We start from the raw sequence: 18866 nt of genomic DNA, 5'->3' as shown, positions 1-18866 counted from the left end.
CATGTATGCGGATGAAAGGAATAGGAGAAAGATGGATAGACATTTTTTTGAGAAACGCTGTCACTATAGTATAAGAAAATTTGCAATCGGTGCAGCCTCAGTTATGATTGGTGCTAGTATCTTTGGAGCCAATATGGTTCAGGCAGCAGAAACAGTAGCACCTTCAGAAACAGAGGGAAGTATCACCCATGTTCAAGCACTGGATAAGTTACCCGATGATTTAGCTACTGCTCTTGAAAAGGCGGATGCAGAAGCTACAACAGCAGCAAGTCATGAGGAGACTCCAGCGACTGACGAAGGAACCAATCCTACACCAAGTGAAGAGGCAAAACCTGAGACAAGTCCTGCAAGTCCCAAGCCAGCAGAAACGCCGAAACCGGTTGAAACACCAAAGGCAGACAATCAACCTTCGGAAACCACTACACCGGCAGTAAAACCAGCTGAAACTGCTACTCCCGCACCACAACCAGCTGAAAAGCAAATCGAAGATAGAGAAGATGTCAACCATCTCGAAGGTGCTACTGCTCAGGCAAGCAACCATGAGACTGGTACCAACTTTACTGCGGATAAAGCTATCGACGGAGATGACAATACTCGTTGGGCTACGGACAAAGATGTACCAAAACCAACCTTCGAATTAACTCTTCCAAAAACTACCCTCATCAAACATGTAGAAATTGACTGGGATCGTCGTCTTCGCAATGGGCAAAATGACCCCAATATCAAATCTTGGAGTCTCTACTATGCAGGTCAAGAAGACGTGGGCGCTAATGGAGAAAAACAATGGAAACTCGCTCATACCAAGATTGGAGATCCAGTTTTAGACGAGAAAGTAGACCTAGCTGACAGTATCAAAGCTAAGTATCTCAAACTTGAGGTCAATGATTACCAAGCGGGAACAATGAACTGGAGAAACGTTGGAATCCAAGAAATTCGAGCCTATTCTAACGTTCCGGACCATAGTAAGGTAACGGATATCCGCCAAGTAACAGAACTAACAGTAGCAGAAGACGGACAGTCTCTTGTCTTGCCTAGTCTACCAGGGGAAGTTAGTCTTATCGGAAGCAATAAACAAGGTGTAATTGACCTTCAAAATCGTATCCATAAACCTCTGACAGATCAACGCGTTAAGGTTATGGTGCAACAAATCAAAGACAGCCATACTTTCACTAAGGAATTTGAAATAGTCATCAAGGGGCTACATCAGGACGAGGGTGTGGGTGTCAAACCAAAAGTAGCACCAGTTGTTCAACAATGGTATGGAAAAGAAGGTCAATCTTCTATCACTTCAGATACAGTTCTTGTGACAGGAGATTCGGGCTTTGATCAGGCTGCAAGCTTCTACCAGTCAGACCTTGCAAGCCGTGGATTGGAACTTGCAACAGGTGACAAACAGGCTCAAAAACGAATCGAGTTTAAAAAGGTTGAAAACAAAGGTTATGGCAAGGAAGGCTATGGCATCACTATCCAAGATGATGTGATTACCATCGAAGCTGCAACGAATACAGGAGCCTTCTACGCAACTCGTACTCTTCTTCAAATGGGAGAAACAGACCTACAAAATGGCGAAATTCGTGATTTCCCAAGTTTCAGCCACCGTGGCTTTATGCTGGACACAGGTCGTAAATTTATCCCTTATGACACTCTTGTAGACATCATGCTCAACATGGCCTACTACAAGATGAACGACTTGCAGTTGCACCTTAATGATAACTATATCTTCCTCAAGGAACACTTGGCAGGTAAGAATTTAACTCCAGAAGAACAACTCAAGTATGTACTTGAACATGCCAAAACTGGTTTCCGTTTGGAGACAGATATTGTCGGTGAGAATGGTCAAAAATTAACATCAGATGAGCATTATACCAAGGAAGAAATGCAAAATCTGATTAAATTGGCCAAGGCTCTTCATATCAACCTAGTACCAGAAATTGATACACCAGGACATGCACTGTCCTTTGTCAAAGTTCGTCCAGACCTCATGTATCAAGGACAACTAAGTACTAATAAGCATAATGTAGAGCGTGTAGCTATGCTAGACTTGGATAATAAGTACGAAGAAACTCTGGCTTTTGTCAAATCTGTCTATGACAAACTCCTAGATGGACCAGATGCTCCTTTGCATGGTGTATCCACTGTTCATATCGGAACGGATGAATACTATGGCAGCCGAGAAAGCTATCGTCGCTATGTCAATGACCTTATCAAATACATTAAAGGAAAAGGCTATACCCCTCGTATCTGGGGCTCGCTCAGTGCGAAACGTGGGAGCACTCCTGTTGATTGGAACGGAGTAGAAGTTGATATTTGGAGTATTCATTGGCAACGACCAAATGAAGCCATTGCTCAGGGAGCTAAGATTATCAACATCACGGATGTGCCTACCTATAGTGTACCAAGTGGAAGCAATAGTCAAGCAGCCTACGGGGACTATGCTAACTACGAACGTCAGTACAATAGCTGGACACCGAATGATTTCAGAACAGGTGGAGGTCCGCTTCTAGCAGCTTCTCATCCAAACATTCTTGGTGGTGGACACGCAGTTTGGAATGACAATATCGATCTTCATGAGACAGGTTTGACCTCTTATGATATCTTTAAACGCTTCTTCAAGAGTATGCAAACTACTGCAGAACGTACTTGGGGATCTGATCGTGCAGCTGCGACCTTTGCAGAACGTACCCTACCAACTAGCCCTTATGCCCCACAGTCAAATCCTGATAGAGCGATTGATCAAAGTGATTTGTTTACCATCAATCCTAAGACAGTGAAGGACTATGCAAGCAAGAAGGTGAAGACAAGCGAGCAAGGATTGGCATTTGAGAAAGACAGCAGCATCGAAGGCTTGGCTGGTGATGTTGGTCCAAGTCATGTCTTGAAGTTTGATGTGACTGTCACTGGTGACGGTGAACAAACCTTCTCAACAAGTGGGGACAATCGTATCTATCTAGCTGATAAAGATGGCTATCTTGCTTATCAATTTGAACAGTTCCATATCCAGTTCAAGAAAAAACTTGAAAAGAACAAACGTTATCAAATCTCTATCGTGACCAAACCACAATCAACGGAAGTTTATGTGGATGGTGAGAAGATTGAGCGTATCGCAAATCCAGAACACCCTCGCCTTGCTCACAATAGCTTGGTTCTACCGCTTGAAAGAATCGGTGGTTTCAAAGGAATCTTGCATAGTGCAGAGTTGTCAGACAAACCATTTGTAAATCCTCGTTTGATTTCAAATGATAAGATCACTGCAACCGCAAGCAGTCAGCAACTTCCAGGAAACGCGACTGAAGGCGCTGTTGAAAAGGCCTTTGACAATGATCCAAATACTTTCTGGCATACTAAATGGACTGGTGACACTGCGCCATTCACCCTTACTATGACCTTGAAAGAAGCAGAAAAAGTCAATGGCTTGACTTATCTCCCACGTCCAGGTGGTGGAAATGGTGTCGTTACTCGCTACGAAATCTACGCACAAAAAGATGGCCAAATGGTCAAGGTTTCAGAAGGAAACTGGGACAACAATGCCCAAGAAAAAACAGTTAACTTTGTGGCAGTACATACCAACAAGATTGAGTTGAAAGCATTAGAAGGCGTTGGTGGCTTTGCAAGTGCAGCCGAAGTTCATCTATTGAAACCTGCCAAAGAAGGACAAGAAACACCTGAACCAAGTCAGCCTCAACCACCATCTACTCCTGAAAAACCACAAGTAGACCAAACGGGTGATGGAACAGTTGAATTGGCAGATCAATTCACTGCAAGCAAGCCTGCTAGTGATGAGAGCATTGCAGCTGCTAGCAAGAGCAATGACTATCTTAAGAAAGAGTACAAGGTCTTCCCGACTCCACAAAAAGTGACCTATGGCGAAGGTGTTACGGCTCTTCGTAAGCAAGTCAATCTGGTTATGGGGGATCAACTCGATATCTATACTCGCAATCGCTTGAAGAGTGTCTTGCAGGACAATCAAGTATCTTATACAACTGGTAAATCTGCAGTTGCTGGCGCAACCAATATCTATCTTGGAGTACATGGACAAGGTTCACAAGCAGAACAAAACTTGTCAAAGGTTTCAGCAGGTCTCTTTGACAAGATTGATGCCTATGTTTTGAGCATCAAGGATAACTCGATTTCTATCGTCGGGAAAGATACAGATGCGGTCTTCTATGGTTTGACAACCTTGAAACATATGCTCAAGGAAAGTCAAGTGCCAGTCCTTCGCAATGTGACAGTAGAAGATTACGCAGAGCTCAAGAACCGTGGTTTCATCGAAGGTTACTATGGAAACCCATGGTCTAATGCAGATCGCGCGGAACTCATGCGTTTTGGTGGCGATTTGAAATTGAACCAATACTTCTTTGCACCAAAAGATGATCCATACCACAACAAGAAATGGCGTGAACTCTATCCAGAAGAAAAACTAGCTGAAATCCGTGAACTTGCTCGCGTCGGAAATCAAAGTAAAACTCGCTATGTCTGGACCATCCATCCATTCATGAACAACCGCATCCGCTTTGGCAATGAAGCGCATTACCAAGAAGATTTGGCAACTATTAAGGCTAAATTTACCCAGTTGATGAAAGTGGGTGTCCGTGAATTTGGTATCCTAGCAGATGATGCACCAAGTCCAGTAGGTGGTTACAATAGTTACAACCGCTTGATGAAGGATATGACGGATTGGTTGACAGAAATGCAGGGAACCTACAGTGGTCTTCGCAAAGAAATGATCTTTGTTCCTGGTCAGTATTGGGGCAATGGACGTGAGGATGAGTTGAAATCCCTCAATGAAAATCTCCCACGTTCAACATCCATGACCTTGACTGGTGGTAAGATTTGGGGTGAAGTCTCTGAAAGCTTCCTTTCAACCCTCAAGAATAATCTAACCGCAGGTGGTAAGACCTATCGCCCAGTTTCACTTTGGATTAACTGGCCAGTAACAGATAACTCCAAACAACACTTGATTTTAGGTGGTGGTGAGAAATTCCTTCATCCAAATGTGGATCCAAGCTTGCTATCTGGTATCATGTTGAACCCAATGCAACAGTCTGAACCATCTAAGATTGCCCTCTTTTCAGGAGCTCAATACTCATGGAAACAGTGGAAATCAGAAGAAGAAGCTAAGAAAATCAATGACATTGCCTTCAACTTTGTTGAAAATGGTCATTTTGAAGATAGCAAGGTATCGGCAGCCTTCCGTGAACTTGGTAAGCATATGATCAACCAAAACATGGATGGCCGTGTCGTCAAACTAGAAGAATCTGTAGACTTGGCTCCAAAATTGACAGACTTCATGACCAAGCTCAAAGCAGGTCAGGATGTGACTGCCGAACGTGCAGCCTTGCGAGCTGAATTTGCCAAGATTAAAGAAGCAGCCGAACTTTACAAAGCATCAGGCGACCAAAAGATGGTTGCCCAAATCCACTATTGGTTGGATAATGCAATCGACCAAATGAATGCTCTCGATGCCTTCCTTACAGGAGCTGAAGCCATGGCTACAAACGATGCAGCTAAACTCTGGGATAGCTACTATAAAGGTTTGAAATTGTACGAACAGTCTCAAACTCACACCTTCCATTATGTAGACCATATGGAAAAGGCTGAATTGGGTGTTCAACATATTCGTCCATTTATCCTATCCCTGAAAGAAGTTCTAGCGTCTGAAGTTCAAAAAGTCTTGCATCCAGATCAAATCATCAGTACCTTTATTACCAATCGAACAGGTGTAGAAGGTGGTTTGGCAGAAGTAACGGATGGCGACTTGGCAACCCATGCGATTATTAAATCACCAAACAGCATCAAGACAGGTGATTATATTGGTATGAAGTTCAACAAGCCGGTAGCGATCCAAACCTTGACCTTTGCAATGGGAACGCAGGCAAATCCACGTGATACCTTTAGTAAGGCCAAAGTGCAGTATTTAGATGAAAATGACAACTGGGTAACTTTGAAAGAGCCAAGCTATGTCGGAAATGAATCCCTGCTTAAGTTTGAGAATCTCAACATCAAGGCTAAGGCAGTTCGCATGATTGCGACAGCAGACCGCGAGAACACTTGGTTTGCAGTTCAGGAAATTGCAGTTAACCGTTCAGTTGAAAAATCTCGTAGCCAACAAGCAACGACAGTTAGTCTAAGCTCAAACTTAGTTTACAAACTAAATACCTCAGCCCGTCAAATCACTGATGGCAAGGATAATACAGAAGCCATGATGGCAAATGCTGACGGTAGCAATACGACACCAGTAGATGCTTGGGCACAACTTGACCTCGGTGAAGTCAAGTCAATCACTAAAGTTCGTCTTCGCCAAGGAACGGGTGATAAGCTTGCCGCAGGTGTACTTGAGTACTCTACAGATGGAACTTCATGGCAAGAGTTGGATCGCCTATCAGGAGAACAAACCAAGGAAGTGACCAGAGCGATCAATGCTCGTTACATCCGAGTACGCAATACCAAGGCCCTCGACCTCTGGTGGCGTATCCAAGACTTCTCTGTTGAGACACGCTCTGGAAATAGTGAGTTAACAGACACCAACGTCGACGCCTTGAAGGAAACACCAGTAGTGGATAGCTTGGGCAGTTACGAACTTCAAATTCCAGCTGGAACTAAACTCCCTGCTCATAGCTATCTAGGTATGAAGCTTGACCGTATCCATCAAATCAAGAGCATCCAGCTCCAAGGTCAGGCAAACCCTGCTCTTACTCTAGAGTACTCTGCAAATGCGCAAGAATGGATGCCAGCTAGCCAGTTGACTGATAGATCTGCAGCAAGCCACTTAGTACGTTATGTGCGTCTGGTCAATAAAACAGATCAGGAACAAGCTGTGACAGCCACTTCTCTCCTTGTAACAACCAAAGAAGTGCAACCAACCAAACTAGAATCTACAACTATGGGAATTCACCCAGCATATGGTAGCAATGATGTTCGTAAACTGAACAACCTAGATCAATTATTTGATGGTGTTTACAACAACTTCGTTGAATTTTCAGACTATGCTCGTAAAGATGGTCATGTGACCTTGAAACTTGGTAGCGAACGCACCATCAAGAAGATTAGAGCCTACATCCAAGACGGAACTCAAAACTATCTTCGTGATGGTAAGATTCAAGTCAGCCAAGACGGTAAAACTTGGACTGATGTCGTTACAGTAGGAGATGGTGTGGCCAATAGCACACACGATGATTCATTGACAGATGGTTGGACACATGATTCTAAGATGCCAGGAAATCGCTACATCGAGGGGGAATTGACAACACCAGTCAAAGCCAACTATCTCCGTGTCCTCTATACAGCAGACTATGATGCCCGTTTTGTAGGCTTTACAGAATTGGTCATCAACGATGGTGAATTTGTCAAACCAATCAATGATCCAACAGTAGAAGGAAGTGGTGGAGAAAGCCAAGGCAACCTTTATAATAATCTTGTAGACGGAAAAGTCTTGACTAGCTATAAGTCTGAAAAAGACAAGGGCGAGTTGGTTTATCACTTGTCTGAGCCGACCAATGCCAACCACCTTCGTCTTGTTTCCAGTCTTCCTGAAGGAGCGAAAGCACGTATTCTTGCTAGAACACTCAAGGATGGTCAAGACAGTTGGACAGACCTCGGTGCCATTACATCTAGTCTCCAAACCTTCGCTATCCGAAATGGTGGCTCTCTTCTAGACGTCAAATTAGTCTGGGAAGGTGGCAAGGCCGAGTTTTATGAATTGGCGAGCTTCTATCAAGAATTAACAGAAGAATCGGTTCAATCAAGTAAGGGCGAAGAGCCAGCACCTGTTCTTGAGGTTCCTGAATTCACAGGCGGTGTCAATGCAATTGAAGCCTTGGTACATGAACTTCCAGAGTACACAGGCCCAGTAGCAACGGTAGGCGACCAAGCCGCTCCAACAGTAGAGAAACCTGAGTTCAAGGGCGGTGTCAATGCAGTTGAAGCCCTAGTACATGAACTTCCAGAGTACACAGGTCCAGTAGCGACAGTAGGTGACCAAGCTGCTCCGACAGTAGAGAAGCCTGAGTTTAATGGTGGTGTCAATGCAGCTGAAGCCTTGGTACATGAGCTTCCAGAGTATACAGGCCTAGTAGCAACAGTAGGCGACCAACCAGCTCCGACAGTTGAGAAGCCTGAGTTTAATGGTGGTGTCAATGCAGCTGAAGCCTTGGTACATGAGCTTCCAGAGTACACAGGACCATTATCGACAGTAGGCGATCAAGCCGCTCCAACTGTAGAGAAACCTGAGTTTAAACTTAGCTCATTTGCTTCAGATGAAGATAAGACACCGGCACCGGATCTAAAACAAGAAGTGACGAAGCAAGAAACTGCTGAACAAAGCTTGCCAGCAACAGGTGAGAGCCAATCTGACACAGCCCTCTTCCTAGCAGGTGTTAGCCTAGCCCTATCTGCTCTCTTTGTAGCAAGAACAAAGAAAGACTAGTATTCAACAAAACCTCTTAACAAGATTACGAAATCAGTTTCCTATCTTTCCCAATGAGGTTTATAGTACGCAGAAAGCCTGAGAAGAAATCTTCTCAGGCTTTTGCTAATCATATAAATACGATACTGCTATGAAAAAATCACCCAGAATACTCTGAGTGATAAATGTTATGGTTGTGCTGGTTGCGGATTCTGGTTTTGTTGGCCAGGGGTTGTATTTGATTGTTGCGTATTATTGTTAGGATTGGTAGTCGTACTATTATTTGTGCTTGTATTTGTGCTTGGAGTAGTCGAGCTTGACTGAGAAGTCGAGCTCTCAGATGTTGAGCTAGAACTTTCAGGTGTTGGGGCTTGCTGTGGAGCAGGTGTAGTCCATGTAGAACGAGCACCATTTTTAAAGACAAATTCTCCACCTCTGTAGAGTCCTTCTGGCATAGTCCAGTCACCAGGATGATCATCTTCAGATAGATAAGTCATCATCGAACGGTAGACCTTAGCTGCAACATAGAAGCCATCACCAACGATAGGAGTAAGGCGGTTCGAGTAACCAGTCCAAACGGCCATTGAATATTTACGAGTATAGCCAACGAACATTTCGTCCGGAGCTACATAACCCGTATTTTTAATGTAGTTTTCAATCTCATCATCTGTATAGTTTGACGTACCAGTTTTACCAGCTTGTGGTAGCCAAGGGAGGTAGGCTCCTCGACCAGTTCCGTATGCCAAAACGGTTTTCATCATATCTGTCATCATATAGGCTGTCGTTTCTTTCATAGCACGTGTACCAGAATCAGAGAATTCTTTTGAACTGCCATCACTAAAGACAATCTTATTGATATACATAGGTTTGCGGTAGATACCGCCATTGGCAAAAGCAGCATAAGCCGCAGCCATCTTCTCGCTGCTTGCTCCATACTTTTTGTCAGATTCGGTTGTATTACTTGAAATAGCATTAGCATAGTGTATGCTTGGGTAGTCAATACCGAGTCCATTTAGAAACGTCTTGGCACGATCAAGTCCTACTTTCTCTAGCGTTTCTACAGCCGGCACATTCCGTGATTGCTGGAGAGCATACTGGAGTGTTATGTTTCCAAAGTAACTCTTATCCCAGTTATAGACAGGGGTAGAGGTTCCAGGATAATTATAAGGACTATCGTGAACAATCGAAGCAGTTGAATCATAAACGCCGTATTCCAAAGCAGGAGCATAGTCTGTAATAGGCTTCATGGTAGAACCCCAGTCACGGTTAGTTTCTACAGCCTGGTTTATTCCAAAGGAAACGTTACTTGATTGGTGGCGAGCACCTAATTGGGCAATGACTTTCCCGTTTGTGACATCAACGATAGTAGAGGCTACCTGTAACTCATCATCTGGATAGTTGACATACTCGTCCGTATTGTAAATATCCCAGAGACGTTGTTGGACCTTAGAATCAACATTTGTGTAGACTTCCATACCCGTAGTTAAAAGGTTGTAACCTGTTTCCTGTTCAACTTGGTCAATTACCTCTTTGAGGTAATTATCCATGTAAGGAGGATAACTGTTAGCTGATTTTAGGCTTTGAAGTCCATCTGTAATCGGAGTATTAATAGCTTTTTCGTATTGTTCGGCTGTAATGTAACCTTGCCCCTTCATCTCAGAGAGGACGAGATTACGGCGTTCTTGGGCGGCCTCCGGATGCGAGTATGGATCATACTGGTTTGGAGCCTGAGGCATTCCGGCAAGGAGGGCCAATTGGGGGATACTCAAATCTTTGAGGTCTTTGCCATAGTAACTTTGAGAAGCCGTTTGCATTCCGTAGTTCCCGTTTGACATGTAAACCTTGTTGATGTAGTAGGTCAAGATCTCTTGTTTAGTCGCTTTTTGTTCTAGCTGGACGGCGAGCCATGCTTCCTGAGCCTTACGAGAAAGGGTTTGGTCAGAAGTTGACGTAGAGAAATAGGTTAACTTGATCAACTGCTGCGTCAAAGTTGAAGCTCCTTGAAGGCCTCCGCCACCACGAAGATTTCGTAGGGTAGCACCTAGGATACGGATAGTATCGATTCCTCGGTGATTAAAGAAGCGATGGTCTTCAATCGAAACAATAGCGTTGACCAAATCGGTCGGTATTTCGTTTGCTTGCGCATTGACTCGACGTTCTGATCCAAGATCAGCGATGAGTTCATCGTTATTGTCATAAATTTTGCTGGACGTTGTAGCGACCAGTTTACTTTCAGATAGGGCTGGAGCATTGCTAACATAGTAGAGAAAGAGACCTCCGCCCAGCATAATAGCTGCGATAAATACAGTTAAGAAGCAGATACTGATATATTTAGCTATTCGCAGGATAGTTTGTTTGTTCATCTTGTTTTACCACCTAGTAAATGTTCTTTGATAATATCGAGATAGGGAATCTGGGGAAAGGCACCTAGCTCAATCCTATATCCATTTTCTCGAATATATCCAAGTGGCATTGACTTTTGTCCCTTATCTTGATGATAGAAACGAATCAGGTCAACAGCCGGCAATAAATAAGTTTCTTGCTGAGAAGCAAAGTGAAGAAGGACAAAGCAGATTCCTCGCTGGGCAAGGACCTGTTCCATATGCTGAATCTGATGGTGATGGAAATTCTTCATCGGAATCGCATGTTTTTGCCTAGTTTCCTTTGCTTCAAAGTCGATGTAATATCCATCATAAACCCCTGAATAGTCTGTGGTTGAAGCTTGTCTAAAGTAGGCTTCAACAATCTTTGCTCGACTTCGTTGGGGATAGTCGACACGTACGATTTGGATGGGAGTTGGTTTCTTGTGAATCACTGCCAACCCATGCGACAAGTAATAATCGTTCGTAGCGTTGATCATCTTTTCAAAAGACATTCCCCGATTTGCGAAATTTTTAGTTTGTGACGGGGGGGCTTGTCTCTTCTGTGATGAAATTTTATGTGGATAGTTGACCATAATTCTCCTTATTGGTACAATAACATCACTCTATTATATCATAAATTTACAAAGAAAGGGTTAAAAATGACAACAGCCTTGATTTTAGGCTATTCAGCCTTCGACCTTGGTCTCTTTAATGACAAGGATATTCGTGTTGATATAATCAAAACAGCCATTCGGAGAGACCTGGAACGTCTAGCAGAGGAAGGGGTGACCTGGCTTGTCTTTACAGGGACTTTGGGCTTTGAGTACTGGGCGCTTCAGGTGGCGAAAGACATGACAAAAGACTACGGATTTCAGCTGGCGACTATTTTTGATTTTGAAACCCATGGCAGTAATTGGAATGAAGCCAATCAAGTTAAGTTGAGCGAATTCAAACAAGTTGATTTCGTTAAATATGCCTACCCACAATATGAACACAAGGGACAACTACGTGATTATCAGAAATTTTTACTGGAGAATACCGATATTTGCTATCTTTTTTATGATGAAGAAAACAAAACTAAGTTACAATATTTTTACCAAATGATGAAAAATCAAGCGGACTATGTTACAAGGCAATTAACATTTGATGAGTTAAATGAATTAGCAGAAAATTTTTCTGAAAAGTAACCCTTTGACCTTGATTTTTACTTGTCTTTTTTTATATAATAATACTAGTAACCCAGAATGGAGAGAGACATGGCAAGTATTATATTTTCAGCAAAAGATATTTTTGAACAAGAGTTTGGACGCGAAGTACGTGGATACAGTAAAGCAGAGGTGGATGAATTCCTCGATGATGTGATTAAGGATTATGAAACTTACGCGGCTTTGGTTAAATCCCTTCGCCAAGAAATTGCTGATTTGAAGGAGGAGTTGTCTCGTAAACCACAGGCGGCTCCAACTCAACCAGACTCTATTGAAGTAACAGCTTCTACTTCAATGACAAACTTTGATATTTTGAAACGCTTAAATCGTCTCGAAAAAGAAGTATTTGGTAAGCAAATCTTAGACAACCAAGATTGATAATTGACTAAGGAATGAGTGCAATTTTTGGATAATCGCGTGAAGAGGTTCTCTTTTCATGAGGAAAGTCCATGCTAGCACAGGCTGTGATGCCTGTAGTGTTTGTGCTAGGCGAATTCATAAGCCTAGGGACGAGTGATCGTTACGGCAGTCGAAATGGCTAAGTCTTCGGATAGGTCAGAATAGGCTTGAAAGTGCCACAGTGACGGAGTCTTTCTGGAAACAGAGAGAGTGGAACGCGGTAAACCCCTCAAGCTAGCAACCCAAATTTTGGTCGGGGCATGGAGTGCACGGAAACGAACGTAGTACTCTGACTGCTAGCAGCTCCATGCTGTTAGCGGTAGACAGATGATTATCGAAGGAAGTGGTCCTAGTCACTTCTGGAACAAAACATGGCTTATAGAAAATTGCATATAGGTTGGGGCTGAGAATCTTTCTCAACCTCATTTTTTAAAGTGAACAAGAGAAAGGTCTTGCAAGACTAGAAATGAAAGAACAATTTAATTTAATCGCAACTGCTGCGGCGGGTCTCGAGGCTGTCGTTGGACGTGAGGTGCGAGACCTTGGTTATGATTACCAGGTTGAAAATGGGCGTGTCCGCTTCCAAGGAGATGTGAAGGCAATCATTGAGACCAATCTTTGGCTTCGTGCAGCGGATCGCATCAAGATTGTGGTCGGAAGTTTTCCAGCTAAGACCTTTGAAGAGCTTTTTCAAGGTGTTTTTGCTCTAGATTGGGAAAACTATCTCCCGCTAGGAGCACGTTTCCCGATATCAAAGGCAAAATGTGTTAAGTCTAAACTTCATAACGAGCCCAGTGTTCAGGCTATTTCTAAAAAAGCTGTTGTGAAGAAATTACAAAAACACTATGCCCGCCCAGAAGGAGTTCCTTTGATGGAAACTGGTCCTGAGTTTAAAATCGAGGTGTCCATTCTTAAGGATGTGGCAACTGTTATGATTGACACGACAGGTTCTAGCCTCTTTAAACGTGGATATCGTACGGAAAAAGGTGGAGCTCCTATCAAGGAAAATATGGCAGCGGCCATTTTACAACTCTCTAACTGGTATCCAGACAAGCCCTTGATTGATCCAACCTGTGGTTCAGGAACTTTCTGTATTGAGGCGGCTATGATTGCCAGAAAGATGGCGCCGGGTCTTCGCCGTTCCTTTGCTTTTGAGGGATGGAACTGGGTCAGCGATCGGTTAATCCAAGAGGTCCGTACTGATGCTGCTAAGAAAGTCAATCGTGAGATAGAGCTGGATATCATGGGCTGTGATATTGATGCTCGTATGGTAGAAATTGCCAAGGCAAATGCCCAAGCAGCAGGTGTTGCAGGAGATATCACCTTTAAGCAAATGCGGGTACAAGATTTGCGCTCAGACAAGATCAATGGCGTTATCATTTCCAATCCACCATATGGGGAGCGCTTGTCCGATGATGCAGGAGTTACGAAACTTTATGCTGAGATGGGACAGGTCTTTGCACCACTGAAAACCTGGAGTAAGTTTATCCTGACGAGTGACGAAGCTTTTGAAAGTAAGTACGGAAGTCCAGCAGATAAAAAACGAAAACTCTATAACGGGACCTTAAAAGTGGATTTGTATCAATACTTTGGTCAGCGTGTCAAACGCCAAGAGGTAAAATAGAAAGGTAAACTCATGAGCAAGAAAAGACATAATCGTCATAAAAAAGAACAGCAAGAGCCACAATTCGACTTTGACGAAGCAAAAGATTTGACTGTTGGTCAAGCAATTCGTAAGAATGAAGAGGTTGAGGCTGGAGTATTGCCTGAAGACAATATCTTGGACAAATACATCAAACAGCACCGCGAAGAGATCGAGGCAGATAAGTTCGAAACTCGTCAGTTTGAAAAAGAAGAATTGGCTTCTACTCGAAACTTAGAGGAATTGATCCAAGAAGTTCGTGAAACAAGTGAACTTTCTGGAGAGGTAGAAGGTTCAGATGTGGTTTCCGAGGAATCTGAGGAATCTATTGAAGAGATAGACAATGAAGAAACTACTCAGTTTGTTCCTCCACTTCAAGATGAAGAAAGTACTGAAATAGAGCCTCTCGTTTTAACAGAAACAGCATCCAAGGAAATGAATGAGGAAAATGAGGAACAAGAAGAAACCTATACTTCCCTATCACGATCAGTACAGACGGAACCTGAAACAGGCTCTAAAAAGAAACGTCTGATTACTATCGTTTCTGTGGTAGCTGCGATTCTTGTTCTTGCTGGGACGTATTATGTCTACCGTCAGGTATCTCGTTCAAACCAAGAAATTCAGTCTTCTCAAGCATCTTCAGGAAATCAAGAATCGCAAACCGACTTGCAAGAGTTCAATACGCTTTATGATGCCTTCTATACAGATGCCAATAAGACTACTTTAAAAAATAGCCAGTTCGATAAGTTTAGCCAGCTAAAAAACTTGCTAGATAAGTTAGAAGGTAGCCGTGATTATACACTAGCTAAGTCAAAATACGATAGCCTAGCAACTCAAATCAAGGCCATTCAAGATATCAATGCCCTCTTTGAAAGTCCAGCTATTACTGACGGTGTCTTGGATACCAATGCTAAAGCCAAGGCGGATGCTAAGTTCACGGAAGTTAAAACGGGAAATACAGAGCTTGATAAACTGTTAGCTCAGGCGATTAGCCTTGGTAAGAGCCAACAAACCAGTGCTTCCAGCTCAAGTTCCAGCTCAAGTCAAGCAAGTTCAAGTTCCGCTACAGAAAACAATGCAAGCAGTACGACGCCTTCAACAAGCACTACGGCACCAGCTAGAGATACAAATGGTGGTTTATCTGGTGATGGTGTAAATCTACAGAGAGGACTTAGTCGTGTACCGTATAACCAATCAGCTGTAGACGATAGCAACAATCCTGCCTGGACGTTTGCAGATGGTGTATTGGAACAGATCCTAGCAACATCACGTGCACGTGGCTACATCACTGGCAACCAATACATTCTCGAACGTGTCAATATTGTAAACGGAAACGGCTATTACAACCTCTACAAACCGGATGGAACCTACCTCTTCACTCTCAACTGTAAGACGGGTTACTTTGTAGGGAATGGTTCTGGTCATGCAGATGACTTGGACTATTAGGAGTCCATTACAAAATTCTTTCCTTTCATAGGTAAAAATGATAAAATAAAACAAATGAAATAAGAGGAGTGTCACATGACAAAAGCTAACTTTGGTGTCGTAGGTATGGCCGTAATGGGTCGTAACCTTGCCCTAAATATCGAATCTCGTGGTTATACAGTTGCCATTTACAACCGTAGTAAAGAAAAAACAGAAGACGTGATTGCTTGCCATCCTGAAAAGAACTTTGTGCCAAGCTATGACGTGGAAAGCTTTGTAAACTCAATCGAAAAACCTCGTCGTATCATGCTCATGGTTCAAGCTGGACCTGGTACAGATGCTACAATTCAAGCCCTTCTTCCACACCTTGACAAGGGTGATATCTTGATCGACGGAGGAAACACTTTCTACAAAGATACAATCCGTCGTAATGAAGAATTGGCAAACTCAGGGATTAACTTTATCGGTACTGGAGTTTCCGGTGGTGAAAAAGGTGCCCTTGAAGGTCCTTCTATCATGCCTGGTGGACAAAAAGAGGCCTACGAATTGGTTGCTGATGTTCTCGAAGAAATCTCAGCCAAAGCACCAGAAGATGGCAAACCATGTGTGACTTACATCGGTCCTGATGGAGCTGGTCACTATGTGAAAATGGTTCACAACGGTATCGAGTATGGTGACATGCAATTAATCGCAGAAAGCTATGACCTCATGCAACACTTGCTAGGCCTTTCTGCAGAAGATATGGCTGCAATCTTTACTGAGTGGAACAAGGGTGAGTTGGACAGCTACTTGATCGAAATCACAGCTGATATCTTGAGTCGCAAAGACGATGAAGGCCAAGATGGACCAATCGTAGACTATATCCTTGATGCTGCAGGTAACAAGGGAACTGGTAAATGGACTAGCCAATCAGCACTTGACCTTGGTGTGCCATTATCACTCATCACTGAGTCAGTATTTGCTCGCTATATCTCTACATACAAAGAAGAGCGTGTGCATGCTAGCAAGGTTCTTCCAAAACCAGCTGCCTTCAAATTTGAAGGAGACAAGGCTGAGTTGATTGAAAAGATCCGTCAAGCCCTTTACTTCTCAAAAATCATTTCATACGCACAAGGTTTTGCCCAATTGCGTGTGGCTTCTAAAGAAAATAGCTGGAACTTGCCATTTGCAGACATCGCATCTATCTGGCGTGATGGCTGTATCATCCGTTCTCGTTTCTTGCAAAAGATCACAGATGCCTACAACCGTGATGCAGACCTTGCAAACCTTCTCTTGGATGAGTATTTCTTGGATGTTACTGCCAAGTACCAACAAGCAGTTCGTGATATCGTAGCTCTTGCTGTTCAAGCTGGTGTACCAGTGCCAACTTTCTCAGCAGCTATTACTTACTTTGATAGCTATCGTTCAGCAGACCTTCCTGCTAACTTAATCCAAGCACAACGTGACTACTTTGGTGCCCATACTTACCAACGTAAAGACAAAGAAGGAACCTTCCACTACTCTTGGTATGACGAGAAATAAGTAGGTCTGCCATGGGGAAACGGATTTTATTACTTGAGAAAGAACGAAATCTCGCTCGTTTTCTCAGTCTGGAACTCCAAAAAGAGCAATACCGTGTTGATCTTGTAGAGGAGGGGCAAAAAGCCCTCTCAATGGCTCTCCAGACAGATTATGACTTGATTTTACTGAATGCTCGTCTGGGGGATATGACAGCCCAGGATTTTGCAGAGAGGCTTAGTCGGACAAAACCAGCCTCGGTGATCATGGTCTTGGACCATCGCGAAGAATTGCAAGACCAGATTGAGACAATCCAGCGCTTCGCCGTTTCTTACATCTATAAGCCAGTGATTATTGATAATCTAGTTGCTCGTATTTCAGCGATTTTCCGAGGTCGGGACTTTATCGACCAACACTGTAGTCAGATGAAGGTCCCAACGTCATACCGTAACCTACGTATGGATGTAGAACATCATACTGTTTATCGTGGCGAGGAGATGATTGCTCTGACGCGCCGTGAGTATGACCTTTTGGCCACTCTCATGGGAAGCAAGAAGGTCTTGACTCGTGAGCAGTTGTTGGAAAGTGTTTGGAAGTACGAAAGTGCGACAGAGACCAATATCGTGGATGTTTATATCCGTTATCTACGTAGCAAGCTTGATGTAAAAGGTCAAAAAAGCTACATTAAAACCGTGCGTGGTGTTGGGTACACCATGCAAGAATAGAAAAGCAGTTGCAGTTATGTAACTGCTTTTTTTGAGAAGTTTCTATATATTGACATACAGTAAAGTCTTTGCTACAATCAGTTATGGAGGAAAGATCGAATGAAAAAATTTAAAATAATGATGCAAGTTGGACTCGCGGTCTTTTGCTTTGCTTTGCTAGCGACAAGCACCGTCTTTGCGGATGATACTGATTCAGAAGGCTGGCAATTTGTCCAAGAAAATGGTAGAACCTACTATAAGAAGGGAGAACTCAAAGAAACCTACTGGCGAGTGATTGATGGGAAGTACTATTACTTTGATTCTTTATCTGGAGAGATGGTTGTCGGCTGGCAATATATCCCGTTTCCATCTAAAGGTAGTACAATTGGTCCTTACCCAAATGGTTTAAGATTAGAATATATGCCAATGCCAAAATGGTATTACTTTGGTCAAGATGGGGTACTACAAGAATTTGTTGGCAAGCAAGTTTTAGAAGCAAAAACTGCTACAAATACCAACAAACATCATGGGGAACAATATGATAGTCCAGCAGAGAAACGAGTCTATTATTTTGAAGATCAGCGTAGCTATCACACTTTAAAAACCGGTTGGATTTATGACGAAGGGTATTGGTATTATTTACAGAAGAGTGGTGGCTTTGATGCTCGTATCAACAGTTTAACGGTTGGGGAGCCAGTGCGTGGTTGGGCCAAGGATAACTCAACTTGGTACTATCTAGATCCAGAAACTGGTATCATGCAAACTGGTTGGCAACAACTTGGCAATAAGTGGTACTACCTCCATTCATTAGGAGCCATGGCAACTGGTTGGTACCAGGAAGGCTCAACTTGGTATTATTTAGATGCTGAAAATGGTGATATGAAAACGGGCTGGCAATACCTTGGGAACAAGTGGTACTACCTCCGTTCATCAGGAGCTATGGCGACTGGCTGGTATCAGGAAGGTTCGACTTGGTATTATCTAAACGCAAGTAATGGTGATATGAAGACTGGTTGGTTCCAGGTTGGAGGGAAATGGTACTATGCTTATAGTTCAGGTGCTTTAGCAGTGAATACGACTGTAGAAGGCTATTACGTCAATTATAATGGCGAATGGATCCAATAATGAAAGGGGCGATTGTGAAGGAAACAATCGCTTTTTTTGTGAAAATATAATAAAATAGATAGGAGGAAATACTACTGTATGAAAAGCAAGACGGTCTTTCCGTCT

10 protein-coding genes and 1 other RNA gene are annotated in these 18866 nt (G+C 43.2%); 9 read left to right on the top strand and 2 right to left on the bottom strand.

What is annotated here, in order from left to right:
• Nucleotides 1-31: 31 nt before the first annotated feature.
• A complete protein-coding gene (locus tag HMPREF9189_RS09170) occupies nucleotides 32-8422 on the top strand; it encodes a YSIRK signal domain/LPXTG anchor domain surface protein (RefSeq protein ID WP_000373813.1) in 8391 nt (2796 codons plus the stop codon).
• 167 nt (nucleotides 8423-8589) lie between these two features.
• On the opposite strand, the gene pbp1a is transcribed toward HMPREF9189_RS09170, so the two are convergent.
• A complete protein-coding gene (gene pbp1a / locus HMPREF9189_RS09165) occupies nucleotides 8590-10764 on the bottom strand; it encodes a penicillin-binding protein PBP1A (protein WP_001041852.1) in 2175 nt (724 codons plus the stop codon).
• Entirely contained in the window at nucleotides 10761-11357 is a 597-nt protein-coding gene (gene recU, locus HMPREF9189_RS09160) for a Holliday junction resolvase RecU (protein ID WP_000248760.1), read from the bottom strand. Before recU ends, pbp1a begins: the two co-directional genes overlap by 4 nt.
• A gap of 66 nt (nucleotides 11358-11423) precedes the next feature.
• On the opposite strand from recU, the gene HMPREF9189_RS09155 reads away from it, so the two are divergent.
• The 8 genes from HMPREF9189_RS09155 (at nucleotide 11424) to cbpF (ending at nucleotide 18761) form a co-directional block, all read left to right on the top strand.
• A complete protein-coding gene (locus tag HMPREF9189_RS09155; protein ID WP_000205315.1) occupies nucleotides 11424-11951 on the top strand; it encodes an SLOG family protein in 528 nt (175 codons plus the stop codon).
• 69 nt (nucleotides 11952-12020) lie between these two features.
• Nucleotides 12021-12347: a cell division regulator GpsB gene (gpsB, locus tag HMPREF9189_RS09150; RefSeq protein WP_000146527.1), complete on the top strand. Its 327-nt coding sequence runs from the start codon at nucleotides 12021-12023 to the stop codon at nucleotides 12345-12347.
• 23 nt (nucleotides 12348-12370) lie between these two features.
• Nucleotides 12371-12752, top strand: an RNA gene (gene rnpB, locus HMPREF9189_RS12130) — RNase P RNA component class B.
• A gap of 82 nt (nucleotides 12753-12834) precedes the next feature.
• On the top strand, nucleotides 12835-13992 hold the full coding sequence (locus tag HMPREF9189_RS09145; RefSeq protein WP_000662909.1) for a class I SAM-dependent RNA methyltransferase: 1158 nt from the start codon (nucleotides 12835-12837) through the stop codon (nucleotides 13990-13992).
• A 12-nt stretch (nucleotides 13993-14004) separates the two neighbouring features.
• Nucleotides 14005-15456: a cell division site-positioning protein MapZ family protein gene (locus HMPREF9189_RS09140; protein WP_000039120.1), complete on the top strand. Its 1452-nt coding sequence runs from the start codon at nucleotides 14005-14007 to the stop codon at nucleotides 15454-15456.
• Between the two features lie 75 nt (nucleotides 15457-15531).
• On the top strand, nucleotides 15532-16956 hold the full coding sequence (gene gndA / locus HMPREF9189_RS09135) for an NADP-dependent phosphogluconate dehydrogenase (protein WP_000158762.1): 1425 nt from the start codon (nucleotides 15532-15534) through the stop codon (nucleotides 16954-16956).
• Between the two features lie 11 nt (nucleotides 16957-16967).
• Nucleotides 16968-17657: a response regulator transcription factor gene (locus tag HMPREF9189_RS09130; protein ID WP_000518037.1), complete on the top strand. Its 690-nt coding sequence runs from the start codon at nucleotides 16968-16970 to the stop codon at nucleotides 17655-17657.
• A gap of 99 nt (nucleotides 17658-17756) precedes the next feature.
• Entirely contained in the window at nucleotides 17757-18761 is a 1005-nt protein-coding gene (gene cbpF, locus HMPREF9189_RS09125; protein ID WP_000713617.1) for a choline-binding protein CbpF, read from the top strand.
• The last annotated feature ends 105 nt before the right edge of the window (nucleotides 18762-18866 follow it).

It is taken from the genome of Streptococcus sp. oral taxon 071 str. 73H25AP (assembly GCF_000146755.1).
GTDB classification, from domain to species: Bacteria; Bacillota; Bacilli; order Lactobacillales; family Streptococcaceae; genus Streptococcus; species Streptococcus oralis_T.
Note: the sequence above shows the minus strand (reverse complement) of the source record. Positions and strands in the feature narration are given on the sequence as shown.

Coding starts and splice junctions, on each gene's coding strand:
- HMPREF9189_RS09170 (WP_000373813.1), top strand. CDS start 32: ATGGATAGACATTTTTTTGAGAAACGCTGTCACTATAGTATAAGAAAA.
- cbpF (WP_000713617.1), top strand. CDS start 17,757: ATGAAAAAATTTAAAATAATGATGCAAGTTGGACTCGCGGTCTTTTGC.
- HMPREF9189_RS09145 (WP_000662909.1), top strand. CDS start 12,835: ATGAAAGAACAATTTAATTTAATCGCAACTGCTGCGGCGGGTCTCGAG.
- gndA (WP_000158762.1), top strand. CDS start 15,532: ATGACAAAAGCTAACTTTGGTGTCGTAGGTATGGCCGTAATGGGTCGT.
- HMPREF9189_RS09155 (WP_000205315.1), top strand. CDS start 11,424: ATGACAACAGCCTTGATTTTAGGCTATTCAGCCTTCGACCTTGGTCTC.
- pbp1a (WP_001041852.1), bottom strand. CDS start 10,764: ATGAACAAACAAACTATCCTGCGAATAGCTAAATATATCAGTATCTGC.
- HMPREF9189_RS09130 (WP_000518037.1), top strand. CDS start 16,968: ATGGGGAAACGGATTTTATTACTTGAGAAAGAACGAAATCTCGCTCGT.
- HMPREF9189_RS09140 (WP_000039120.1), top strand. CDS start 14,005: ATGAGCAAGAAAAGACATAATCGTCATAAAAAAGAACAGCAAGAGCCA.
- gpsB (WP_000146527.1), top strand. CDS start 12,021: ATGGCAAGTATTATATTTTCAGCAAAAGATATTTTTGAACAAGAGTTT.
- recU (WP_000248760.1), bottom strand. CDS start 11,357: ATGGTCAACTATCCACATAAAATTTCATCACAGAAGAGACAAGCCCCC.